Raw genomic sequence first — 24,154 nt, 5'->3', positions numbered from 1 at the left:
ATGCGCATCGTCATCGCCCTGCTGACCGGCGCGCTGTTCGGCGCGGGGCTGGTCGTTTCGGGCATGACCGACCCCGGCAAGGTGCGGGGGTTTCTGGACCTGTTCGGGGCATGGGATCCCACGCTGGCCTTTGTCATGGCCGGGGCGGTCGGCGTGATGGCGGTCGGCTGGCGCGTGGCCGCCCGGCTGGACCGGGCCGCCACCGGCGACCCGATGCCCGGCCCCGCAGCGGCCCGGCTTGACGCGCGGCTGTTAGGAGGCGCGGCGCTGTTCGGCTTGGGTTGGGGGCTGGCGGGCTATTGCCCCGGCCCGGCCGCCGCCTCGCTGTTGACCGGCGGGGCGGGTGTCGCGCTGTTCGTCGCGGCGATGCTGGCGGGCATGCGCGCCGCCCGGTGGCTGGGATGAGGGCGCTGGTCCAGCGCGTGACCGAGGCCGAGGTGACCGTCGCGGGCCGGTCCACCGGCCGCATCGGCGCGGGGCTGCTGGTGCTGGTCTGCGCAATGCAGGGCGACGACGCGGCGCAGGCCGACAGGCTGGCCGGCCGCATCGCCCGGCTGCGCATCTTCAGCGACGATGCGGGCAGGATGAACCGCTCGGTCCTGGACACCGGCGGCGCGGTGCTGGTCGTCAGCCAGTTCACGCTGGCGGCGGACACCCGCACCGGCAACCGGCCGGGTTTTTCCACCGCCGCCCCGCCGGATGTGGGCGAGGCGCTGTATCTGCGCTTTGCCGCGGCCTTGCGCGATCAGGGCCTGCCGGTCGCGACCGGAGAGTTCGGCGCGGACATGCGCGTGGCGCTGGTCAACGACGGTCCGGTGACGATCTGGATGGACACCACCGACCGCGCCTGAATTTGCGGCGCGCTGCGGGTTGACTCGGGGGGCGTTGCAGCCCATCTGTTGCCAGTCGCCGTCCGCTGCCGCGTGAGCAGCCGCAGGTTTCCTGCCAGGGCCCGACGCTTCATTGGTTCCCAGGTCACGCAAGGGTTGCCGGCGGGTTTCGTATCTGACCCGCGCCCTTACGTCTGTCCCGTCGCGGCCCATCGGCCCCGCGGGGCCAATGCGTGCGGCCCGATACGGGGGCCGACGCGTTTCAGGAACGAACGATGACGATGACCGACACCCGCCCGGCGCGCCCGGGCAAGCCGCGGTTCGACCGCAACGCCTCGGCTGGCGCGGCCGCCAAGCCGAAATCCGAAGGCTTCATGGCCAAGCGCGGCGCGCGCAAGCGTGGCCCGGCCGAGGCCGAACCCTTTATCCGCCGCGCGATCCCCGACATGGACACGCCGTTCACGCGGATGGGCATCGACCCGCGCGTGGCGATCAACCTGCCCGATTTGGGGCTGGCCGAGCCGACGCCGATCCAGGCGCAGGCGATCCCCTCGATCGTGGCGGGCCGCGACCTGCTGGGGCTGGCGCAGACCGGGACCGGCAAGACGGCCGCATTCTCGCTGCCGATGCTGACGCGGCTGCTGGTGGCGGGCAAGCGCCCGGAACCGGGCACCTGCCGCGCGCTGATCCTGGCGCCCACCCGCGAACTGGCCACCCAGATCGCCAAGAACGTCGAATCCTTCGCCCACGGCACCGGCATCCGCGCGTTCCGCGTGGTCGGCGGCGCGTCGATCAACGTGCAGGTTGACCGCCTTGCGCGTGGCGTGGACGTGCTGATCGCCACCCCCGGCCGCCTGATCGACCTGATCGAGCGCCGGGCGATCCGCTTCGACGACACCCGCTATCTGGTGCTGGACGAGGCCGACCAGATGCTGGACATCGGCTTTATCCACGCGCTGCGCCGCATCGCCAAGCTGCTGCCGGCCGACCGCCAGACGCTGCTGTTTTCCGCCACCATGCCCAAGCTGATGGAAGAACTGGCCGACAGCTATCTGCAGGAACCCGTCCGGGTCGAGGCGAACCCGCCGGGCCGCCCCGCCGACAAGATCGACCAGGGCGTGCATTTCGTGAACCAGGGCGACAAGGCCGCGCTGCTGGCGGAATATCTGTCGAAGCATCCGGGCGAGCTGGCGATCGTCTTTGGCCGCACCAAGCACGGGTCGGAAAAGCTTTCCACGCTGCTGCAGAAATGGGGCTTCAAGGTGGCGGCGATCCACGGCAACAAGAGCCAGGGCCAGCGCGAACGGGCGCTGGCGTCGTTCCGCGCCGAGGAAACGCAGGTGCTGGTGGCGACGGACGTGGCGGCCCGTGGGCTGGATATCCCGCAGGTCGCGCACATCTATAACTATGACCTGCCGAACGTGCCGGAAAACTATGTCCACCGCATCGGCCGCACCGCGCGGGCCGGGCGCGACGGCCGCGCGGTCGCGTTCTGCGCCCCCGCCGAGATCGGCGAACTGCGGGCCGTCGAAAAGGCGATCAAGGCCGTGATCCCCGTCGTGGGCGGCGAGCCGCCGGTCGGCCCCGTGCCGGCCGCGCGCAAGGTCGGCGGCAAGCCCGCGATGACGGCCGACCCGTTGCGCAAGCGCCCGGCCCGCCGCCCGTCGCGCGCGCCGAAATCCGGCCAACGCTGAGCGGACCACCCGTCCCCGCGCGTTTGTTGAAGCGTTCCCCGGCAGGATCGGCATCTTGCCGGGGAACCGCGCCTTTGGCAGATGGCATGCATGGCCAAGCTGTATTTCCATTATTCGACCATGAACGCCGGCAAAAGCACGCTGCTGCTGCAGGCGTCGTGGAATTACCGCGAACGGGGGATGGCCACGCTGCTGCTGACGGCGGCGCTGGACCAGCGCGCGGGCGCCGGGCGCATCGCCAGCCGCATCGGCATCTCGGAACCCGCCACCGGTTTTGGCCCCGAGACCGACCTGTTTGCGCTGGTGCGCGACCGGGGCGCAGGCTGCGCCTGCATCTTCGTGGACGAGGCGCAGTTCCTGACGGCCGGGCAGGTCTGGCAGTTGGCGCAGGTCGCCGACGACCTTGACCAGCCGGTGATGGCCTATGGGCTGCGCACCGATTTCCGCGGCGCGCTGTTTCCGGGGTCGGCCGCGCTGCTGGCGCTTGCCGACGACCTGCGCGAGGTTCGCACCATCTGCCATTGCGGGCGCAAGGCCACGATGGTGGTCCGCCTTGGTCCCGACGGCGAGCCGCTGCACGAGGGCGCGCAGATCCAGATCGGCGGCAACGAGAGCTATGTCTCGCTTTGCCGCCGCCACTGGCGCGCCGCGATGGGGCGCTAGCCGCGGCGGAAGGTGATGCCGCATTTCCGCTGGATGTTCGCCTGCTCCAGCGCCTGCATTTCGCCTTTCAGCCGCGACACCTCGGCCGCCGTCTGCCCGTCACCCTTGATCATGAAGGCGGCCGGCCAGAACAGGACCAGGCTGACGGCCGTGGCCGCGGCGTCGTTCGACGCCTTCTTGTCCTGGACCTGCGCGGCCTGCTGGGCGCGCACGGCGACGCGCTGCGCCTCCTCGGCCAATTGGGGGCAGGACATGCCCTGATAGTTCATGGGCGAGACATAGGCCGCCGCGATGCTGTCGCTTTTGTCGGCACAGGCGGACAGCGTCGCGACCGCGGCGGCGACGGCAACAAGACGTTTCATGATCAATTCCCTTGTGTTCTGCACAGGCCGTCGCTAGCGCAGCGGCGTCGAAACACAAAGCGAACATTCCAGATAATTTTATGTGAATCAGTCGGTTAACAGACTGGTAACCCTGACCTCCCTGCTTTGTTGCGGGGGGGGCCTGGTTCCTGTAACCCTCGCCTGAACAGCCGAAGGAGCGACCGATGCGCGCATTTCTTCTGATCCTGCTGGCGGCGCTGGCCCCCCTGCCCGCGCTGGCATTCGACACCAACGCGCAGGCCGCCTGGGTCTATGACATGTCCACCGGCAGCGTGCTGATGGAAAAGAACGCCGACCAGCCGCTGCCGCCCGCGTCGATGTCCAAGCTGATGACCGTCTATATGCTGTTCGAGGCGCTGCACGAGGGGCGCGTCAGCATGGACACGCAGTTTGCCGTCTCGACCAAGGCGCGCGAGATGAAGGGCTCGACCATGTTCCTGAACGAACGGGACCGGCCGACCGTCGAACAACTGATCAAGGGCATCATCGTGCTGTCGGGCAACGACGCCTGCGTCGTGGTGGCCGAGGGGCTGGCCGGCACCGAGGAGGCGTTTTCCCGCCAGATGACCGAACGGGGTCGCGCGCTTGGGCTGACGCAGTCGAACTTCGCCAACGCCTCGGGCTGGCCCGCGCCCGACCACCGCATGTCGGCGCATGATCTGGGGCTGCTGGCGCAGCATCTGATCACGGATTTCCCCGAACTCTACAAGACCTTCGCCATTCAGGAATACGCCTTTGACAACCGCGCGCCCGCCAACCGCAGCAACCGCAACCCGCTGCTGGGACTGGGGATCGGGGCGGACGGCCTGAAGACCGGCCACACGGTCGAGGCGGGATTCGGCCTGGTCGGTTCGGCCGTGCAGGACGACCGGCGCATCGTGTTCGTGCTGGCCGGGCTGGAAAGCGAGCGCGCCCGCGCCGAGGAATCCGAGCGCATCGTGAACTGGGCCTTCCGGCAATTCACCATGAAGACGCTGATTCCCAAAGGTGAAACCGTGGCCGAGGCGCCGGTCTGGCTGGGCCAGTCGGGCCGCGTGGCCCTGACGACGCCCGACGGCGTGCGCGTCCTGATCCCCGCCGGCGCCGCAAACGGCGTCGCCGCCGAGGCCGTGTTCGACGGCCCGGTCGAGGCGCCGATCACCGCCGGGCAGCGGCTGGGCGATCTGGTCGTGACGATCCCCGGCGCCGTGGAATCGCGGCTGCCGCTGCTGGCCGCGACCGACGTGCCGCGCGCGGGGGTGCTGGGAAGGCTGCGCGGGGCGGCGATGCGGCTGGGCAGTCGCGCCGTCACCGCCGCCGGCGGCTGACGCGACCGGGGCCGGCGGTGTTCATCAGCCTTGAAGGGATCGACGGGTCCGGCAAGTCGACGCAGGCGCATCTGCTGGCCGATCACCTGCGCGCCGCGGGGCGCGAAATCGTGCTGACGCGCGAGCCGGGCGGCTCGCCGGGGGCCGAGGAGATTCGCCGCCTGCTGGTCGAGGGGCGGGGCGAGCGCTGGTCCCCGCAAGCCGAGCTTTTGCTGTTCAACGCCGCCCGCCGCGACCATCTGGAACGCACGATCCGCCCCGCGCTGGCCCGCGGCGCGGTCGTGGTGACCGATCGTTTCGCCGATTCCAGCCGCGTCTATCAGGGCGCCGCCCGCGGCGAGCTGCGGGCGCTGGTCGATGCCCTGCACGCGCTGGTGATCGGGGTCGAGCCGGACCTGACGCTGGTCATCGACCTCGACCCGGCCGAGGCTTTGGCCCGCACCTCGATGCGGCAGGCGGCGATGCTTGCCACGGCGGCCGTGGTCGCGCCCGGTGTTCGCGGCGCGGCCCATGCCGTCGCGACGGCGGCCAGCGCCCCTGGTTCCGGCGATGCCGAGGACCGGTTCGAATCGATGGGCCTGCCGTTCCAGCTGGCGCTGCGCGACGGGTTCCGCACACTGGCCTTCGAGTTTCCTGCCCGCGTGCGCCTGATCGACGGAAGCGGCGACCCCGACATCGTCGCAGCGCGCGTCCGCGCGGCGCTGCCTGCCGCCCTGCGATGACCGACGACGCCGCGCCTGAACCCGACCGCGTCCCCGGCGCGCCCCACCCGCGCGAGACGCCGCGCGTCTTCGGGCAGAACAGCGCCATCGCCGATTTCGCAGGCGCGGCGCTGTCCCGGCGCCTGCATCACGGATGGCTGATCACCGGCCCGCGCGGGACCGGCAAGGCGACGCTGGCATGGGCGATGGCGCGCTGGCTGCTGGCGGGCGGCACCGCCCCCGACCTGTCCGTCGCGCCCGATCACCCGGTCGCGCGCCGCGTGCTGGCGCTTTCGGAACCGCGCCTGCATCTGGTCCGCCGCGGGGCCGACGAAAAGACCGGCCGCCTGCGGGCCGAGATCACGGTGGACGAGATCCGCCGCCTGCTGTCCTTCTTCCAGATGAGCGCGGCCGAGGGCGGGCGGCGCGTCGCCATCATCGACGCCGCCGACGAGATGAACCCCTCGGCCGCGAACGCGGTCCTCAAGCTGCTGGAAGAGCCGCCGCGCGATGCCGTCCTGCTGCTGGTCGCGCATCAGCCGGCGCGGCTGCTGCCGACGATCCGGTCGCGCTGCCGCGAACTGCGGCTGGCGCCGCTGTCGCCCGATGCGATGGCCGCGGCGCTGGGGCCGCTGGACGTCGCGGGCGATCCCGCGCGGCTGGCCGCGCTGGCCGGCGGGTCGGTGGGCGAGGCATTGCGCCTGGCCGGACAGGACGGGCTGGAACGCTATCAGCAGATCGTCGATCTGTTCGCCACCCTGCCCCGGATGGACCGGCCCCGCGCGGCGGCGCTGGCCGACGCGGCGGGCGGCCGCGCCTCGGCCGCGGGCGATCCGTTCGACCTGACGATGACGCTGCTGGACCGGTTCCTTGCGCGGGCGGCGCGCGCCGGGCTGATGGGCCCGCCCCTGCCCGAGGCTGCGGATGGCGAGGGCGCGGCGCTGGCCCGGCTGTCGCCCGACGACCGCGCGGCGCGCGGCTGGGCGGCGGCGCAGGCGGCGCTGTCGGCCCGCGCCCGGCGCGGGCGTGCGGTCAACCTTGACCCTGCGGCGCTGGTGATGGATATGCTGATGACCCTGGCGCAGGGACCCGAGGCCGGCGACGCCACGGGCCAAGGATGACCCGATGACCCATACCCAGCCGGCCCTGGTCGACAGCCACTGCCACCTTGATTTCCCCGATTTCGACGGCCAGCACGCCGAACTGGTCGCCCGCGCCCGCGCCGCCGGGGTGACGCGGATGGTCACCATCTGCACCCGCCTGCGCCAGGAACCCCAGGTCCGCGCGCTGGCCGAGGCGCATGACGGCGTCTTCTATGCCGCCGGAACCCACCCGATGTCGGCGGCGGACGAGCCGCTGGTCACGGTCGATCAACTGACGGCGCTGTCCGCGCATCCCAAGTTCGTCGGCATCGGCGAGACCGGGCTGGATTACCACTATACCGCCGACAGCGCCCCCATCCAGCAGGAAAGCCTGCTGATCCATATCGAGGCCGCGCGCCGGACCGGCCTGCCGCTGATCATCCATTCGCGCGGCGCCGACGACGACATGGCGCGCATCCTGGCGCGCGAACACGCGGCGGGGGCGTTTTCCTGCGTGATGCACTGCTATACCTCGGGGCCCGCGCTGGCGGAAACGGCGCTGGGGCTGGGATTTTACCTGTCGATGTCGGGCATCGCGGCCTTTCCGCGATCTGCCGACATCCGCGCGATCTTTGCCGCAGCGCCGGTCGACCGGGTGCTGGTCGAGACCGACGCCCCCTATCTTGCGCCGCCGCCCCACCGCGGCAAGCGCAACGAACCGGCGTTCGTCGCCCACACCGCCCGCGCGGGCGCCGAAATCTATGGCCTGACGCCCGAGGCGTTCGCGGCGCAGACCTCGGCCAACTTTGACCGGCTGTTCACCCGGGCCGCGGGATGATCCGGGCCACGATCCTGGGCTGCGGATCGTCGGGCGGCGTGCCCCGGCTGGGCGGCCACTGGGGCGGCTGCGACCCGGCGAACCCGAAAAACCGCCGCCGCCGCTGCTCGCTGCTGGTCGAGCGGCAGGGCGCGGCCGGCACGACGCGGGTGCTGATCGACACCGGCCCCGACCTGGTGCCGCAACTGACCGACGCCGGCGTCGGGCTGCTGGACGCCGTGGTCTGGACGCATCCGCACGCCGACCACATCCACGGCATCGACGACCTGCGCCAGATCGTCCACAACCGCCGCAGCCTGCTGCCGGGCTGGGCGGACGAGCCGACGACGCAGGCGCTGCTGACCCGGTTCCGCTATGTGTTCGAGACGCCGCCGGGGTCAGGCTATCCCCCCATCGTGGCGCTGAACCGGATCGAGGGGGCTTTCGCGGTGGACGGCGCGGGCGGCCCGGTGCGGCTGACCCCCTTTGCCGTCGATCACGGGGGCATAACCGCACTGGGTTTCCGCATCCTGGGCGACGGCGGGGCGCTGGTCTATCTGCCCGACGTGCTGACGATCCCGGACGCGGCCTGGCCCGCGATCATGGGGGCGGAAATCTTCGTCTGCGACGCGCTGCGCTATACGCCGCACCCCAGCCACGCCAATCTGGCGCAGGCCATCGAGTGGATCGAACGCGCGCGCGCGCCGCGCGGCGTCATCACCAACATGCATATCGACCTGGATTACGACGCGGTCATGGCGCAGACGCCGGCGCACGTGGTCCCCGCATACGACGGGCTGGTCCTGACGGTATGAGCGCGCTGTTCACCGTCATCATGCCGGTGTTCCTGGTGATCGGCTTCGGCTATGTCGTGGCCTGGCGCCGGATGTTCAGCCCCGAGGGCGTGGACGGGCTGATGCGTTTCGCCCAGAACTTCGCGGTGCCGGTGCTGCTGTTCAAGTCGATGGCGGGGCTGGACCTGTCGGCCAACTTCGATCCGCGGCTGCTGGTGTCCTTTTACGCCGGGGCGTTCGCGTCGTTCTTTCTGGGCTGGGCGGCGGCGCGGCGCGTGTTCGGGCGTTCGCCGCAGGACGCCGTGGTGATCGGCTTTGCCTGCCTGTTTTCCAACTCGCTGCTGCTGGGCGTGCCCATCACCGAACGCGCCTATGGGCCCGAGGCGACGGCCGGCAACTTTGCCATCATCGCGATGCATTCGCCGCTGCTTTACACCTTCGGCATCACCTTCATGGAGTTCACGCGCGCCCACGGGTCCGGCGTGTCGGCAGGCCGCGTCGCGATGCGGGCGCTGAAGGGCGTGGTGCGCACGCCGCTGGTGATCGGCATCCTCAGCGGGCTGGCCATGAACCTGCTGACCTCGGCCGGGCTGGTCATGCCGCAGGGGTTCTGGGGCGGCGTGGACATGATCGCCGCCGCGGCGCTGCCTGCGGCGCTGTTCGGTCTGGGCGGCATCCTGCTGCGCTATAAGCCCGAGGGGGACGCGGCCACCATCGCGGTGTGCTGCGCCTGTTCGCTGGTCGTCCATCCCGCGATCACCTGGGGGCTGGGCCAGACGCTGGGGCTGGATACCGCCGCGCTGCGGTCGGCGGTGCTGACGGCGGCGATGGCGCCGGGGGTCAACGCCTATCTGTTCGCCAGCCTTTACGGCGCGGCGATGCGGGTCGCCGCATCGACCGTGCTGGTGGCGACGGGCCTGTCGATGCTGTCGATCTGGGTGTGGCTGGCGATCCTGCCCTGACCGGGTGTCCGCCCTGCCCCGCCGGTCAGGCGGGGGTCAGCCCCCGCAGCCTTTCGCCGCGCCGCCGCAACAGCTCGACCGTGGTCAGCAGGGCGATGGAAAAGATCACCAGCAGCGTGGCGACCGCCAGGATCGCCGGGCTGATCTGTTCGCGGATGCCGTTCCACATCTGCCGGGGGATCGTCTGCTGGTCGGGACCGGCGATGAACAGCACCGCCACCACCTCGTCGAACGAGGTGACAAAGGCGAACAGCGCGCCCGAGATGACGCCGGGCAGGATCAGCGGCATCGTCACCTTGAAGAACGTCGTCCGGGGATTGGCCCCCAGCGACGCCGCCGCCCGGTTCAGCGACTGGTCGAACCCGATCAGCGTCGCCGTCACGGTGATGATGACGAACGGGATGCCCAGCGTCGCATGCGCCAGGATCACCCCCAGATAGGTGTTGGCAAGGCAGCCCGAATTGGACAGCACCGGGGCCAGCACCCGGCCCAGGGCCGAGGTCGTGTCGACGCAGGTCGAGGAATAGAAAAAGAACATGCCCGTCGCCGTGATGATGATCGGCACGATCATGGGCGAGATCAGCACCGCAATGATGATGCGGCGGAACGGCATTTCCGGCCGCGAAAGGCCCAGCGCCGCCAGCGTGCCCAGCACCGTCGCAAGGATGGTCGAGAAGAATCCGATGATCAGCGAGTTCTTGGCCGCGCCGATCCATTTCGCGTTCGCCCATGCGTCGGCCCACCAGCTTGCGTCGCGCGGCGCGTCGCCCCGCACCATGCCAAAGGTCAGCAGGCTGTCATACCACCGCATCGAATAGCCGTCGGGGTCGAACGACAGCATGCGGTCGGTAAAGGTGAAATATGGCTCGGCGTTGAAGGACAGCGGGATCACGACGATGATCGGGGCGATCAGGAATACAAAGATCGCCACGCAGATCGCGATATAGGTCCAGTGCCAGACCCTCTCCAGCGGCGAGGCATAGGTCGGAAGCGCCATCGGTTCACCCCAGCTTGAGATTGTCGATCCCGACCAGCCGGTCGTAGACCCAGTAAAGCGCCAGCACGCCCCCCAGCAGCAGCGCCGCCAGCGCCGCGGCCATCGACCAGTTCAGCGTCTCGGTCATGTGCATCGCGATCATGTTGGAGATCAGCTGGCCCGACGACCCGCCCACCAGCGCCGGCGTGATGTAATAGCCGACCGCAAGGATGAAGACGAGCAGCGCCCCCGCCCCCAGCCCCGGCAGGGTCAGCGGGAAATAGACGCGGCGGAACGCCGTCCAGCTGGTCGCGCCAAGGCTGCGCGCGGCCCGGACATAGCTGGGATTGATCGTCCGCATCACCGAATACAGCGGCAGGATCATGAACGGCAGCAGGATATGGGTCATCGCGATGACCGTGCCGATCTGGTTATAGATCATCGCCAGCCGGCCCTGTTCGTCGATCGCGCCGATCCAGACCAGGATGTCGTTGATGACGCCCTGCTGCTGCAACAGCACCATCCAGGCGGTGGTGCGCACCAGCAGCGAGGTCCAGAACGGCAGCAGCACAAGGATCATCAGCAGGTTCGATTTCCGCATCGGCAGGGTCGCCAGCAGATGCGCGATGGGGAAGCCCAGCAGGAACGTCGTCGCCGTGATCAGCAGCGACAGCCCCAGCGTGCGCTTGAACAGCATGACATAGACCTGCTGCTGCCCGGCCACCTGGACGATCTCGTTCTGGTCGTTGCGGGTCCGGTCCAGCGCGGCCAGGTAAAAGTTCGCCGTATAGGCGGTCGAGGCGCTGCGCATCGCCCGCCACAGCGTCGGATCCTGCCACTTGGCGTCGGCCTCGACCAGCGCGTCGCGATAGGGCGGCGCGAACCCGGCGCGCGCCTTGCGGCCGGTCGCGGTGAACAGCGACCGGGTGCCGGGCACGTCATAGTTCATCCGCGTGCCGACGATGCCGATGGTGCGCGCCTCGGCCGCCGCGGTCAGGTCGGCGGCCAGCGCGGCAAAGGCCGCCTCGTCGGGCTGCGTGCCGGGCGGATTTTCGGCGAACCATGCGGAAACCTGCGGCATGTTGGCCGAAAACCCGTCGTTGTACATCGACCGGTGCAGCATCTGCCCGATCGGGATCACAAAGGTGATGACGACAAACAGCAGCAGCGGCGCGACCAGCAGGAACGCGCGCCTGCGCGCCCGCGCCGAACTGCGCGCCAGCGCGCGGGCCAGCGGCCGCCCGTCGGCGGTCGTCAGCGCCGCCGCCCGGCCGCCGCCGGCCTTGGCGACGATTGCTGCGTGGGGATCGAGAGCAGTGGCCATTCCGGTCCTATCGATGTGGCCCTGGGATCGGGCCGGTCGTCATTCGTTGCCCAGCCATGCCGTAAAGCGCTCGCGCAGCTGGGGTTCGTGGTCGGCCCAGAACTCCGGGTCCACGAACAGCGCATTCGTCATGTTCTGCGCCGAGGTCGGCAGATGCGGGCCCATCTGCGTGACGCCGTCGCCCGCGTATTCCCCGACCATCGCCTGCGCCGACGCGCGCGGTGGTCCATAGGGCAGGATCTCGGCGGCGCGGGCCAGCACCTCGGGCGACGTCGAGAAGCTGACGAAAGCGCGCGCGGCGTCAGGGTTGGGCGCGCCACTGGGGATGACCCAGCCCTCGACCTCGAGCATCTGGGCGTCCCACAGGATCGCCAGCGGCAAGCCGTCAACCTGCGCGGCCTTGAAGACGCGGCCGTTATAGGCGTGGGTCATCGCCACCTCGCCGTCGGCGACAAGCTGGATCGGCTGGGCGCCTGCTTCCCACCAGACGATCTGGTCGCGGATGGTGTCCAGCCGGGCAAGCGCACGCTCGACCCCCGCCGGGGTGGCCAGCACGTCATAGACCTGATCCAGCGGCACGCCGTCGCCGACCAGCGCCAGCTCCATCGTGAACTGCGGCGTCCGGCCAAGGCCCCGGCGGCCCGGAAACCGCTCGAGATCAAAGAAATCGGCGGCCGAGGTCGGCGCCGCCGCCAGCCGGTCCGCGTCATAGGCGATCACGGTCGAATAGATGTCGGTCGCCACGAAACATTCGGACAGGGTGCGCGGCAGGAAATCATCGGCCACGGTGCCGCTGGCGGGCGGCACAAGGATGGCTGGGTCGATCGGCTGGGCGTCGCCCTCCTCGCACAGCCGCAGCCCCGCGCCCTGCCCCACGCTGGCCACGTCGGCGGTGACGTTGCCCGCCTCGACCTGCAGCTTGATCATGCCGGCGGGGTCGTCGGTATCGACAAAGCGGACGGCCGTGCCCGTGCGTTCGGCGAACGGCCGGGCCATTGCGCGGTCCTGCATGGCCGCAAAGTCGCCGCCCCACGAAATCACCGTCAGCGCCCGGTCCTGTGCAAAGGCAGGGGCGGCTAGCAGCGTGGCGGCAAGGATCAGCGGTCTGCGCATGGGGTCATTCGGGTCGGGGCGCCGGGGCGGCGAACGCCCCGGCGCGGGTTTCAGCTTGCCAGCCAGGCGTTGAACCGCTCGGTCAGCTCGGTCCCGTGGTCGGCCCAGAAGGCGGCGTCGTTGACCAGCGCGCGTTCGGCGTTGGCGGGCGTCGTCGGCAGGAAGGGCGCCATCCCGGTGGTGCCGTCCTTGTATGTGCCGACGCTGGCCGACGCCGATTTCCGGGGCGGGCCATAGGCGATGTATTTCGACAGATCCGCCTGCCGCGCCGGGTCCGAGGCAAAGGCGATGAACTGCATCGACGCGTCAAGGTTCGGCGCGCCCCTGGGCACCACCCAATAGTCCATGTCCAGGTTCGCCCCGTCCCAGACAAAGGCGAAGGGCTTGCCCTCCTCGACGATGGCGTCGAAGATCCGGCCGTTATAGGCCAGCGTCATCGACACCTCTTTGTCGGCCAAAAGCTGCGGCGCCTGCGCGCCCGCCTCCCACCAGACCACCTGATCCTTGATGCTGTCCAGCTTGGCAAAGGCGCGGTCCACGCCCTCGGGCGTTCCCAGCACCTCATAGACCTGGTCGGCCGGCACGCCATCACCCAGCAGCGCGAACTCCAGCGCGTATTTGGGCCGCTTGATGATGCCGCGCTTGCCGGGGAACTTGGCGGTGTCAAAGAAATCCGCGACCGTGGCCGGGGCTGCGCCCGTGAACGCCTGCGTGTCATAGGCGATCACCGTGGACCATACCATGATCGCGGTCGCGCAGTCATGCAGCGCCTGCGGCAGGTAATCGTCGGCGGCCGCCGTCCCGTCCGCCGCCGCGGGCAGGATCGCGGGGTCGATCGGCTCGATCAGCCCCTCGTCGCACAGGCGGATCACGTCGGACTGCTCGACGTCATAGACGTCGCTGGTGACGTTGCCCGCCTCGACCTCGGCCTTCAGCTTGGCGGGCGGGTCCGAATTGTCCACCATCGTGGCCTGGATGCCGCTGGCCTGGGTGAAGGGCTTGGCGAAGGCCTCGTTCACCGCCGCGCCGAAGGCACCGCCATAGGTGGTGATGTTGATCGAGCCGTCTTGCGCATGGGCCGCCCCGGCGGCGATCAGCGCCAGCGCCGTTCCTGCGATCAGTCGTCGTGTCATGATCCGCTCTTTCCCAACGTTGGGTGTGAAGGCGGCGCCGCCCGCGCGGGGCGGCGCCGCCGGCCATCAGCCGGCCAGCCAGGCGTTGAACCGCTCGCTCAGCTCGCCATCGTGATCGACCCAGAAGTCGAGGTTCGAGGCGATGCCCTTGTCGATGTTCTCGGGCGAGGTCGGCAGATGCGGCCCCATCGGGACGTCCTTGCCCGCGACATTGCCGACCAGCGCCGACGCCGACTTGCGCGGCGGGCCATAGCTGATCTGCTCGGCGGCCTTGGCAAGCTGTTCCGGGCGGGTCGAGAACTCGATGTATTTCAGCGCGTTTTCGACGTTGGGCGCACCCTTCGGGATCACCCAGCCCTCCATCTCATAGATCTGGCCGTCCCAGATGATGTTGAACGGCTTGTTCTCGCCGATGGCGGCGTTGAAGATCCGGCCGTTGAAGGCATAGGCCATCGTGACCTCGCCATCCGCCAGCAGCTGCGGCGGCTGGGCGCCCGCTTCCCACCAGATCACGTCGTTCTTGATCGTGCCCAGCTTGGCGAAGGCGCGGTCAACGCCTTCGGGCGTCGCCAGCACGTCATAGACCTCGGCCGGGGGGACGCCATCGGCCATCAGGGCCAGTTCCAGGTTGAACTTGGCGCCCTTGCGCATCGTGCGCTTGCCGGGGAACTTGGCGGTGTCGAAGAAATCGGCGGGCGTCGCGGGCTTGGCGTCGGGGAACTTGCCGTCGTCATAGGCCAGCACCATCGAATAGACGTCGGTGGCGACAAAGCAGTCGGTCAGCGCGCCCTCGATGAAATCGTCCTGCGCGGTGGTGCCGTCGGACGCCGCGGTCAGCACCGACAGGTCGATCTGTTCCAGCGCGCCCTCGTCGCACAGCCGCACGGCGTCGGCGTATTCGACCGAGGCGACGTCGGCGGTCACGTTGCCCGCCTCGACCATCGCCTTGATCGGGGTCGCCGGGTTGTCGGCGTCGGACACGGTGATGCGGATGCCCGTCTCGGCCTCGAAGGGCGCGTTATAGGCGATCGCGTGCGACTGGCCGTAAGCCCCGCCCCAGTCCAGGACGTTCAGGACCTTGTCCTGCGCCCAGGCCGTGCCGGACAGCGCGATCAGCGCGGTGGTCGAAATCAGAAGGCCTCTCATTCCATTCTCCCTGTGTATTTTCTTGTCAGACGAGGTCGAGCGCCCGCGCGTCCTGGGGGTGCCAGCCGATGCGGATGTGCTGGCCGGGGTCCAGCCGTGTCTGGCCCAGCGTGTTGCGGAACTTCATCACGAAATCGTCGCTGCCCGCGACCTTCATCCGGGCGCGCAGGATGTCGCCCATATAGATGACGTCGCGCACCTCGGCGTCGATGGTGTGGGCGCCTGCGGGCATCATCTCGGGCTTGAACTCGACCCGTTCGGGGCGGATCGACACCAGCGTCTGCTGACCCACCTCGCGCACGTTGACAGGGGTCGCGTCGATCAGCTCGCCCGTGGCCAGCCGGACCAGCGCCTTGCCGCCGTCCAGCCGCTCGATGACGCCGGGCAGCGCGTTGTTTTCGCCGATGAACCCCGCGACAAAGCTGTTGTCGGGCTTTTCGTAAAGCTGCGACGGGGGGGCCAGCTGCTGGATGCGCCCGTCGTTGAACACGGCGATGCGGTCCGACATCGTCAGCGCCTCGCCCTGGTCGTGGGTCACATAGACGACGGTAATTCCAAGATTGTTGTGCAGCGCCTTGATTTCATACTGCATATGCTCGCGCAGCTGCTTGTCCAGGGCGCCCAGCGGCTCGTCCATCAGCACCAGCTTGGGGTCGAACACCAGCGCACGGGCCAGTGCGATGCGCTGCTGCTGGCCGCCCGACAGCTGCGCCGGACGGCGCGACTTGAACCGGCCCATCTGCACCATGTCCAGCGCCCGCATGACCCGCGTCTCGCGGTCGGCCTTGCCCATGCCGCGGACCTCCAGCGGAAAGGCCAGGTTCTCGCCCACGGTCATGTGCGGAAACAGCGCATAGTTCTGGAACACCATGCCGATGCCGCGCTTGTGGGGGGGCACGTCGTTGATGTTGCGCCCGTCCAGCCGGATCTCGCCGTTGGTCGCCGTCTCGAACCCGGCCAGCATCATCAGGCAGGTGGTCTTGCCCGACCCGGACGGGCCGAGCATGGTCAGGAACTCGCCCTGGCCGATGGAAAGGTTCAGGTCTTTGACGACAAGCGTCTGACCGTCATAGCTTTTCTGCACATGATCAAAGACGACGAACCCGTCGTTGCCCGATGGCGGTGTCAATGCGCGGCTCCCTGTCTTTTGTCGTTGGTCGTTGGTGCGCGACGCCAGACTATGCGGCGGCGGCGACGCGATGCAACGACGATTTGCGGCAGGCCGGTCATCGGGATGCGCCCGAGGCCGCCCCGGTGCCGCCGCGGCGGGCGGTTGGCCAATGCCGTGCAGGGCAGGTTCGGCTGGGGGATCAGTCGGGGGCAGCCCGCCCCGCGAACGACAACGGGCCAGGGATTTCAAACCCCTGGCCCGTAAATCTGGTGCGGTCGAAAAGACTCGAACTTTCACTCCGGTTAAGGAACAGCGACCTCAACGCTGCGCGTCTACCAATTCCGCCACGACCGCGATCCGTGACGGCCGTGACATAGCCACGGATCGCGCGCTTGAAAAGGGCTATTCCGCAGCCACCGCCGCGCCGGGGACATAGTTCAGCACCGGGGCCAGCCAGCGTTCCGCCTGCGCCACCGTCATGCCCTTGCGCGCGGCATAGTCGGCGACCTGGTCGGCCTCGACCTTGGCCACGCCGAAGTAATAGGCGTCGGGGTGGGCCAGATACAGGCCGCTGACCGACGATCCGGGCCACATCGCCATCGACTCGGTCAGTTCCACGCCGGTCGCGGCGGTGGCGTCCAGCAGGTCGAACAGCGTCTCTTTCTCGGTGTGATCCGGCTGGGCCGGGTATCCCGGCGCGGGGCGGATGCCGCGATAAGGCTCGGCCACCAGCTCGGCGGGGGTATGGGCCTCGTCCGGGGCATAGGCCCAGAACTCGCGCCGCACACGTTCGTGCAGCAGTTCGGCCAACGCCTCGGCAAAGCGGTCCGACAGCGCCTGCAGCAGGATGGCCGAGAAATCGTCGTGCGCGTCCTTGAACGCCTGCACGCGCGCGGTCTCGTCCCCCGCGGTCACGACAAAGCCGCCGATCCAGTCGGGCTGCCCCTCGGGCGCGACGAAATCGGCCAGCGCCACGTTCGGGCGGCCGTCGCGTTTCGTCACCTGCTGGCGCAGCGTGTGCAGCGTGGCGCGGGGCGTCCGGCGCGTCTCGTCCGTCCACAGGCGGATGTCGTCGCCCACGCGGTTGGCGGGCCAGAACCCCATGACCGCGCGGGGCGCCAGCCAGCGTTCGGCGATGATGCGGTCCAGCATCGCCTGCGCGTCGGCGAACAGCGCGCGCGCGGCCTCGCCCTGCCGCTCGTCGTCCAGGATGCGGGGATAGACGCCCTTCATCTCCCACGTCTGGAAAAAGGGCGTCCAGTCGATATAGCGGGCGATCTCGGCCAGATCCCAGTCGGCCAGCGCGCGGGTGCCCGTGAACGTGGGCTGCGGCGCGGCATAGCCGGCCCAGTCCACCGCCACGGCATTGGCCCGGGCATCCGCCAGCGGCAGCCGGGCGCGGTCGGCGTCGCCGCGGTTATAGCGTTCCGCCATCGCCTGATAATCGCCGCGCACGTCGCTGACAAAGCCCGGCTTTTCATCCGACAGCAGGTTTGACACCACGCCGACCGCGCGGCTGGCGTCGGTCACATAGACGGTCTGGCCGCGGCGATAGCGCGGGTCGATCTTGACCGCGGTGTGAACCTTGCTGGTCGTCGCGCCCCCGATCAGCAGCGGGATGTCGAACCCCTCGCGCTCCATCTCGGAGGCGACATGCACCATCTCGTCCAGGCTGGGCGTGATCAGGCCCGACAGGCCGATGATGTCCACCTGCTCGGTCCGGGCGGTTTCCAGGATCTTCTGCGCCGGGACCATCACGCCAAGGTCGATGATCTCATAGTTGTTGCAGGCCAGGACCACGCCCACGATGTTCTTGCCGATGTCATGGACGTCGCCCTTGACGGTCGCCATCAGCACCTTGCCCGCTGAACTCGACCCGCCGCCGTTCGCGGCCTTCTCGGCCTCCATATAGGGCAGCAGGTGGGCCACGGCCTGCTTCATCACGCGGGCCGATTTCACCACCTGCGGCAGGAACATCTTGCCCGCCCCGAACAGGTCGCCGACGACGTTCATCCCGGCCATCAGCGGCCCTTCGATGACGTGCAGCGGGCGTTCGGCGGACTGGCGCGCCTGTTCGGTGTCGGCGACGACGTATTCGGTGATGCCGTTGACCAGCGCGTGTTCCAGACGCTTGTCCACGGGCCAGTCGCGCCAGGCCAGATCCTTTTCGCGGGCCTTCGCCCCGCCCTCGCCCTTGAACCGCTGGGCAAGGTCCAGCAGGCGCTCGGTCGAATCGGCGCGGCGGTTCAGGACCACATCCTCGCACGCCTCGCGCAAGCCTGCGTCGATCTGGTCATAGACGGCCAGCTGGCCCGCGTTGACGATGCCCATGTCCATGCCCGCCTGGATCGCGTGATACAGAAAGACGGCGTGCATCGCCTCGCGCACGGGTTCGTTGCCGCGAAAGCTGAAGGACAGGTTCGACACGCCGCCCGAAACATGGACATGCGGCAGCGACTGGCGGATGCGGGCGGTCGCGCCGATGAAATCGACGCCATAATTGTCGTGTTCCTCGATCCCCGTCGCCACGGCGAAGATGTTGGGGTCGAAGATGATGTCCTGGGGCGGGAAGCCCTCGGCCACCAGCAGGTCATAGGCGCGGGCGCAGATTTCGACCTTGCGGTTCTCGGTGTCGGCCTGCCCGGTCTCGTCGAACGCCATGACGACGACGGCCGCGCCATAGCGGCGGCACAGCCGCGCGTGGTGCAGGAACGCCTCCTCGCCCTCCTTGAGGCTGATCGAGTTCACGATCGGCTTGCCTTGGACGCATTTCAGCCCGGCCTCGATCACCTCCCATTTGGAGCTGTCGATCATCAGGGGCACGCGGGCGATGTCGGGTTCGGCCGCGATCAGGTTCAGGAACGACGTCATCGCGGCGGCGGAATCGATCAGCCCCTCGTCCATGTTCACGTCGATGATCTGGGCGCCGTTTTCCACCTGGTCCCGCGCGACCTCCAGCGCCGCCGGATAGTCGCCCGCGGTGATCAGCTTGCGGAAACGGACGCTGCCGGTGACGTTGGTGCGTTCCCCCACGTTGACAAAGGGGATGTCGTCGGTCTTGACGAACGGCTCCAGCCCCGACAGGCGCAGGCGCGGCGGGATTTCGGGGATGGCGCGGGGCGGCTTGCCCGCGACGGCATCGGCGATGGCGGCGATGTGGTCGGGGGTGGACCCGCAGCAGCCGCCGACGATGTTGACCAGCCCCTCGTCGGCGAAACCGCCGATCTGGGCGGCCATCTGGGCGGCGGTCTCGTCATACTGGCCCATCTCGTTCGGCAGGCCCGCGTTCGGATAGGCGCAGATCAGCGTGTCGGCGACCTCGGACAGTTCCTGCAGGTGCGGGCGCATGGCGTTGGCCCCCAGCGCGCAGTTCAGCCCGACCGTCAGTGGCGCGGCGTGGGCCACGGAATGCCAGAAGGCGGTCGGCGTCTGCCCCGACAGCGTGCGCCCCGACAGGTCGGTGATCGTGCCCGAGATCATCACCGGCAGGCGCAGGCCGGTTTCCGCGAACACCTCCTCGGCGGCAAAGATCGCGGCCTTGGCGTTCAGCGTGTCGAAGATCGTCTCGATCAGGATCAGGTCGGTCCCGCCCGCGATCAGCCCGCGGATCTGCTCGGCATAGGCGACGCGCAGCTGGTCGAAGGTGACGGCGCGGAACCCCGGATCGTTCACGTCCGGGCTGAGCGAGGCGGTGCGGTTCGTCGGCCCCAGCGCCCCCGCCACCCAGCGCGGGCGGGCGTCCTGCGCGGTCGCCGCGTCCAGCGCCCGCCGGACCAGCCGCGCGCCCTCGCGGTTCAGCTGGAACACGCGGTCCTGCATGCCATAGTCGGCCTGCGCGATGGTGGTCGAGGAAAACGTGTTGGTTTCCACGATATCGGCGCCCGCCAGCGCATAGCGCAGGTGGATCGCCTCGATCGCCTCGGGCTGGGTCAGGTTCAGCAGGTCGTTGTTGCCCTGCTGGGGGTGGTTGCTGTGGATGTGGCAGGCGCAGCCGCCGCCGTGGTTCGCCTCGCCCAGGAAATCGCCCTCGGACAGGCCCAGCCGCTGGATCTGCGTGCCCATCGCGCCATCCAGGATCAGGACACGGTCGCGGGCGGCGGCGCGGATCGCGGCAAAGGCGGGGGACAGCGGCAGGGCGGGCATGGGCGATCCTTACGGCACGGGCGGCAGGGCTGTTGTCTAACGCACGATGGCGGGAAAAGTGAAACGCATGATTCTCAGCGCCATCATGCACCACGCTCATGTTAAGCCCCCCTTGCATCGGAGGCGGGCCGGGGGCAACCCTGATCCATGCAGCCTTCGCCCCTTTCCCTGCCGGTTCTGCGCGACGACGATCCCGAATGGCTGATCTCGCCCGGCCTGACCGACCATCCCGCCGCCGTCGCCTGGATGGAGGCGCGCGTCGCCGCCATCCACGACGGCACCGCGCCCGAGGCGATCTGGCTGGTCGAGCATCCGCCGCTTTACACGGCCGGCACCTCGGCCCGGCCCGCCGACCTGACCGATCCGGGCCGCTTCCCGGTGTTCCCGACCGGGCGCGGGGGGCAATACACCTATCACGGGCCGGGCCAGCGCGTCGTCTATGTCATGCTGGACCTGAACCGTCGCGGCCGCGACGTGCGCCGCCTTGTCGCCGCGCTGGAGGCCTGGGTGATCGCCGCTCTGGCCGAGTTCGGGCTGCGCGGCGAGATACGCGCGGGCCGCGTCGGCGTCTGGATCGCGCGCCCCGACAAGCCCCCCCTGCCCGACGGCGCCATGCGCGAGGACAAGATCGCCGCCATCGGCATCAAGCTGCGCCGCTGGGTCAGCTTTCACGGCATCTCGATCAACGTCGAACCCGACCTGGACCATTACGCGGGAATCGTTCCCTGCGGGATACAGGGGCACGGCGTCACCAGCCTGGTGGATCTGGGCCTGCCGGTCACGATGGACGACGTGGACGCCGCGCTGCGCGCGACGTTCCCCGTGATCGGGACGGTCATGGGGCCGGCGGAACCGGCCTGATCCCGCCGGAGGCGTCACATTCCCGCAAGCGGGTCATGAAAACGGGGCACTTTTTGACTTTTGCGGTGTTGAGTGGCCACAGCCCCATGCTAGCCATGCGGCGCAGGGGCCGCGAACCCCCACGATCCATAACTTCGCTGCAAAGGATAACGCGATGAAGATCAGCCTTTATGCCACGCTCGCCGCGCTTGCACTGGCGGTTCCCGCCGCCGCCCAGGATGCCGCCGGCGGCGACGCCGCCAAGGGCGAATCCGAGTTCAAGAAGTGCAAGGCCTGCCACATGGTCCAGGCCCCGGACGGCACCGACATCGTCAAGGGCGGCAAGACCGGCCCGAACCTGTATGGCGTCGTCGGCCGCAAGGCCGGGACCGAGGAAGGGTTCAAGTATTCCGAGGCGCTGATCAAGCTGGGCGAAGCCGGCGAGGTCTGGACGCCCGAGGATCTGGTGCACTACATCACCGATCCGAACGGCTACACCCAGGAAAAGACCGGCGACCCCAAGCTGAAGACCAAGATGACGTTCAAGCTGAACAAGAACCAGCCCGACATCGTGGCGTTCCTGGCGGCCCATTCGCCTGACGCGGCCGGCGGCGCCGCTGCCGCCCCCGCGGCCGACGCAGCCGCGGCCCCGGCCGCCGGCGCGGCTGCGGCCCCCGCCACCAACTGATCCGCGCCGGCCCGTCGCGGGCCGCGTGCCGAATTGCCCCCCGGTCGCACCGACCGGGGGTCTTTCATTCGCAAGAACCCTCGGCGCCACATTGCCGCACCCGGATTACTGGTCTAGAACCGGGCCGAGTCCGCCGGCCCAGCAGCCGGTCCGGCATCGATTCTGAGGGAGAGCATCGCATGGCTGACGCCGCCGTTCACGGCCACGGTGAGCACCATGATACCCGCGGGTTCTTTACCCGCTGGTTCATGTCCACCAACCACAAGGACATCGGAGTCCTTTACCTGTTCACCGCCGGCATCGTCGGCCTGATCTCGGTCGCCTTCACCGTCTATATGCGGATGGAGCTGCAGAACCCCGGCGTGCAGTTCATGTGCCTGGAAGGCGTGCGCTTCATCGCCGACGCGTCCGCCGAATGCACGCCGAACGGCCATCTGTGGAACGTTCTGATCACCTATCACGGCGTCCTGATGATGTTCTTCGTCGTCATTCCGGCGCTGTTCGGCGGTTTCGGCAACTATTTCATGCCGCTGCACATCGGCGCGCCGGACATGGCGTTCCCGCGGCTGAACAACCTGTCCTATTGGCTTTATGTCTGCGGGGTGTCGCTGGGCGTCGCCTCGCTGCTGTCGCCGGGCGGCAACGACCAGATGGGGTCGGGCGTCGGCTGGGTGCTGTATCCGCCGCTGTCCACCACCGAGGGCGGCTATTCGATGGACCTGGCGATCTTTGCCGTCCACGTCTCGGGCGCGTCGTCGATCCTGGGCGCGATCAACATCATCACCACCTTCCTGAACATGCGCGCGCCCGGCATGACGCTGTTCAAGGTGCCGCTGTTCGCCTGGTCGGTGTTCGTCACGGCCTGGATGATCCTGCTGTCGCTGCCGGTGCTGGCGGGCGCCATCACCATGCTGCTGATGGACCGCAACTTCGGCACCAACTTCTTCAACCCGGCGGGCGGCGGCGACCCGGTGCTGTATCAGCACATCCTGTGGTTCTTCGGCCACCCCGAGGTCTACATGATCATCGTGCCGGGCTTCGGGATCATCAGCCACGTCATCGCCACCTTCGCGCGCAAGCCGATCTTCGGCTATCTGCCGATGGTGCTGGCGATGATCGCGATCGGGGTGCTGGGCTTTGTCGTGTGGGCGCACCACATGTATACCGCCGGCATGTCGCTGACCCAGCAGGCCTATTTCATGCTGGCCACGATGACCATCGCGGTGCCCACCGGCATCAAGGTGTTCAGCTGGATCGCGACCATGTGGGGCGGCTCGATCGAGTTCAAGACGCCGATGCTCTGGGCCTTCGGCTTCCTGTTCCTGTTCACCGTCGGCGGCGTGACCGGCGTGGTGCTGAGCCAGGCGCCGCTGGACCGCGTCTATCACGACACCTATTACGTCGTGGCGCACTTCCACTATGTTATGTCGCTGGGCGCGGTCTTCGCGATCTTTGCCGGGGTCTATTACTGGATCGGCAAGATGAGCGGGCGCCAGTATCCCGAATGGGCCGGCAAGCTGCATTTCTGGATGATGTTCATCGGCTCGAACATGATCTTTTTCCCGCAGCACTTCCTGGGCCGTCAGGGGATGCCCCGCCGCTATATCGACTATCCGGTCGAGTTCGCCTATTGGAACTGGTTCTCGTCGGTGGGCGCCTATCTGTCCTTCGCCTCGTTCCTGTTCTTCATCGGGATCGTGTTCTACACGCTGTTCGCGGGCAAGCGCGTGACCCAGGACAACTATTGGAACGAATACGCCGACACGCTTGAATGGACCCTGCCCTCGCCCCCGCCCGAACACACGTTCGAGCAATTGCCCAAGCGCGAGGATTGGGACCGCCGCCAGGCCCACTAGGACCGGGCCAGGCACAGCCAAACGGCCCCGGAGCGATCCGGGGCCGTCTTTCGTTCGGCGGACCCGCGATGCCCCATGAATGGCACGACCACATCGACCCCGCCGGCCAGCCGGTCCGCCGGCTGGTGATCTGGCGATATCGGTCGCTGACACCCACGGGCTTTGCCTGGGCCATCGGCGGCGCTGCGGCGGCGCTGGTGCTGCCGCTGCTGGCGCTGGTCGGTTCGGCGGTGATGTGGGGGCTGCTGCCGTTTGCCGCCGGGGTCGTCTGGGCGCTGTGGTATGCGATGCAATACGCCTGGCGGCGCGGCGGCACCGTCGAGGAGCTGGTGCTGCGCCCCGACCGGCTGCACGTCACGCGGCGCGATCCCGGCCGCGCGGCCCGCGTCTGGCAGGCCAACCCCTATTGGGTGCGCCTGACGCTGCACGACCAGCCGGTCGAGGCGTATCTGACCCTGACCGACGGCGGCCCGCGCGACATCGAACTGGGCGCGTTCCTCGCCCCTGACGAACGCCGCCAACTGCGAGACGAGCTGGCGCGCGCGCTGGCGGCGCTGCGGGCCCCGCCCGGCGGCTGACGCCCCCGAGGTC

At 68.9% G+C, this 24,154-nt stretch carries 22 protein-coding genes and 1 tRNA gene; 14 read left to right on the top strand and 9 right to left on the bottom strand.

The window, feature by feature from the left end:
• The 4 genes from EPA64_RS09535 to EPA64_RS09520 all read left to right on the top strand — a co-directional run bounded on the left by EPA64_RS09535 (position 1) and on the right by EPA64_RS09520 (position 3,187).
• Entirely contained in the window at positions 1 to 405 is a 405-nt protein-coding gene (locus EPA64_RS09535; protein ID WP_220443742.1) for a DUF6691 family protein, read from the top strand.
• Positions 402 to 851: a D-aminoacyl-tRNA deacylase gene (dtd, locus tag EPA64_RS09530; protein WP_134726111.1), complete on the top strand. Its 450-nt coding sequence runs from the start codon at positions 402 to 404 to the stop codon at positions 849 to 851. Before EPA64_RS09535 ends, dtd begins: the two co-directional genes overlap by 4 nt.
• Before the next feature lie 425 nt (positions 852 to 1,276).
• Positions 1,277 to 2,524, top strand: a complete 1,248-nt coding sequence (locus EPA64_RS09525) for a DEAD/DEAH box helicase (protein WP_425467024.1) — start codon at positions 1,277 to 1,279, stop codon at positions 2,522 to 2,524.
• Positions 2,525 to 2,614: 90 nt separating this feature from the next.
• Complete coding sequence (locus tag EPA64_RS09520) at positions 2,615 to 3,187, top strand: thymidine kinase (RefSeq protein WP_134726107.1); 573 nt, start codon at positions 2,615 to 2,617, stop codon at positions 3,185 to 3,187.
• On the opposite strand, the gene EPA64_RS09515 is transcribed toward EPA64_RS09520, so the two are convergent.
• Complete coding sequence (locus tag EPA64_RS09515; protein ID WP_134726105.1) at positions 3,184 to 3,549, bottom strand: hypothetical protein; 366 nt, start codon at positions 3,547 to 3,549, stop codon at positions 3,184 to 3,186. The two genes, EPA64_RS09520 and EPA64_RS09515, sit on opposite strands and share 4 nt — an antisense overlap.
• A gap of 185 nt (positions 3,550 to 3,734) precedes the next feature.
• Between EPA64_RS09515 and EPA64_RS09510 the strand changes: the two genes are divergently transcribed.
• Genes EPA64_RS09510 through EPA64_RS09485 form a run of 6 tightly spaced genes read left to right on the top strand, consistent with a single transcriptional unit; the run spans position 3,735 to position 9,233 of the window.
• Positions 3,735 to 4,877, top strand: coding sequence for a D-alanyl-D-alanine carboxypeptidase family protein (locus tag EPA64_RS09510; RefSeq protein ID WP_134726103.1), 1,143 nt, complete (start codon positions 3,735 to 3,737; stop codon positions 4,875 to 4,877).
• Between the two features lie 17 nt (positions 4,878 to 4,894).
• A complete protein-coding gene (gene tmk / locus EPA64_RS09505) occupies positions 4,895 to 5,599 on the top strand; it encodes a dTMP kinase (RefSeq protein ID WP_134726101.1) in 705 nt (234 codons plus the stop codon).
• Positions 5,596 to 6,699, top strand: a complete 1,104-nt coding sequence (locus EPA64_RS09500) for a DNA polymerase III subunit delta' (RefSeq protein ID WP_134726099.1) — start codon at positions 5,596 to 5,598, stop codon at positions 6,697 to 6,699. The genes tmk and EPA64_RS09500 overlap by 4 nt, the downstream gene beginning before the upstream one ends.
• Before the next feature lie 4 nt (positions 6,700 to 6,703).
• Positions 6,704 to 7,498: a TatD family hydrolase gene (locus EPA64_RS09495; RefSeq protein WP_134726097.1), complete on the top strand. Its 795-nt coding sequence runs from the start codon at positions 6,704 to 6,706 to the stop codon at positions 7,496 to 7,498.
• Positions 7,495 to 8,292, top strand: coding sequence for an MBL fold metallo-hydrolase (locus tag EPA64_RS09490; RefSeq protein ID WP_134726095.1), 798 nt, complete (start codon positions 7,495 to 7,497; stop codon positions 8,290 to 8,292). Before EPA64_RS09495 ends, EPA64_RS09490 begins: the two co-directional genes overlap by 4 nt.
• On the top strand, positions 8,289 to 9,233 hold the full coding sequence (locus EPA64_RS09485) for an AEC family transporter (RefSeq protein WP_134726093.1): 945 nt from the start codon (positions 8,289 to 8,291) through the stop codon (positions 9,231 to 9,233). The genes EPA64_RS09490 and EPA64_RS09485 overlap by 4 nt, the downstream gene beginning before the upstream one ends.
• Before the next feature lie 25 nt (positions 9,234 to 9,258).
• On the opposite strand, the gene EPA64_RS09480 is transcribed toward EPA64_RS09485, so the two are convergent.
• From EPA64_RS09480 to metH, 8 genes are all read right to left on the bottom strand, one after another.
• On the bottom strand, positions 9,259 to 10,230 hold the full coding sequence (locus tag EPA64_RS09480) for an ABC transporter permease (protein ID WP_134726092.1): 972 nt from the start codon (positions 10,228 to 10,230) through the stop codon (positions 9,259 to 9,261).
• Between the two features lie 4 nt (positions 10,231 to 10,234).
• Positions 10,235 to 11,533, bottom strand: coding sequence for an ABC transporter permease (locus EPA64_RS09475; RefSeq protein ID WP_134726090.1), 1,299 nt, complete (start codon positions 11,531 to 11,533; stop codon positions 10,235 to 10,237).
• Positions 11,534 to 11,572: 39 nt separating this feature from the next.
• The gene (locus EPA64_RS09470) at positions 11,573 to 12,646 is read right to left on the bottom strand and encodes an ABC transporter substrate-binding protein (RefSeq protein WP_134726088.1); all 1,074 of its coding nucleotides are present in this window, start codon (positions 12,644 to 12,646) and stop codon (positions 11,573 to 11,575) included.
• A gap of 50 nt (positions 12,647 to 12,696) precedes the next feature.
• Entirely contained in the window at positions 12,697 to 13,779 is a 1,083-nt protein-coding gene (locus tag EPA64_RS09465) for an ABC transporter substrate-binding protein (RefSeq protein WP_134726086.1), read from the bottom strand.
• A 66-nt stretch (positions 13,780 to 13,845) separates the two neighbouring features.
• Positions 13,846 to 14,925, bottom strand: coding sequence for an ABC transporter substrate-binding protein (locus tag EPA64_RS09460; protein WP_134726085.1), 1,080 nt, complete (start codon positions 14,923 to 14,925; stop codon positions 13,846 to 13,848).
• A gap of 25 nt (positions 14,926 to 14,950) precedes the next feature.
• Positions 14,951 to 16,054, bottom strand: a complete 1,104-nt coding sequence (locus EPA64_RS09455) for an ABC transporter ATP-binding protein (RefSeq protein WP_134726083.1) — start codon at positions 16,052 to 16,054, stop codon at positions 14,951 to 14,953.
• 249 nt (positions 16,055 to 16,303) lie between these two features.
• Positions 16,304 to 16,390 (bottom strand) — tRNA-Leu (locus EPA64_RS09450).
• A gap of 48 nt (positions 16,391 to 16,438) precedes the next feature.
• The gene (gene metH / locus EPA64_RS09445; protein ID WP_134726082.1) at positions 16,439 to 20,179 is read right to left on the bottom strand and encodes a methionine synthase; all 3,741 of its coding nucleotides are present in this window, start codon (positions 20,177 to 20,179) and stop codon (positions 16,439 to 16,441) included.
• A gap of 147 nt (positions 20,180 to 20,326) precedes the next feature.
• On the opposite strand from metH, the gene lipB reads away from it, so the two are divergent.
• The 4 genes from lipB to EPA64_RS09425 all read left to right on the top strand — a co-directional run bounded on the left by lipB (position 20,327) and on the right by EPA64_RS09425 (position 24,141).
• Entirely contained in the window at positions 20,327 to 21,040 is a 714-nt protein-coding gene (gene lipB, locus EPA64_RS09440) for a lipoyl(octanoyl) transferase LipB (protein WP_134726080.1), read from the top strand.
• A gap of 154 nt (positions 21,041 to 21,194) precedes the next feature.
• Entirely contained in the window at positions 21,195 to 21,707 is a 513-nt protein-coding gene (locus tag EPA64_RS09435) for a c-type cytochrome (RefSeq protein WP_134726078.1), read from the top strand.
• 179 nt (positions 21,708 to 21,886) lie between these two features.
• Complete coding sequence (ctaD, locus tag EPA64_RS09430; RefSeq protein WP_134726076.1) at positions 21,887 to 23,563, top strand: cytochrome c oxidase subunit I; 1,677 nt, start codon at positions 21,887 to 21,889, stop codon at positions 23,561 to 23,563.
• 68 nt (positions 23,564 to 23,631) lie between these two features.
• A complete protein-coding gene (locus tag EPA64_RS09425) occupies positions 23,632 to 24,141 on the top strand; it encodes a DUF2244 domain-containing protein (RefSeq protein ID WP_134726074.1) in 510 nt (169 codons plus the stop codon).
• Positions 24,142 to 24,154 lie beyond the last annotated feature (13 nt).

Origin of the sequence: Paracoccus luteus, from assembly GCF_004522155.1 — a bacterium.
Taxonomy (GTDB): Bacteria; Pseudomonadota; Alphaproteobacteria; order Rhodobacterales; family Rhodobacteraceae; genus Paracoccus; species Paracoccus luteus.
The sequence above is the reverse complement of the archived record's forward strand: the minus strand, read 5'-3'. Positions and strand labels throughout refer to the sequence as shown.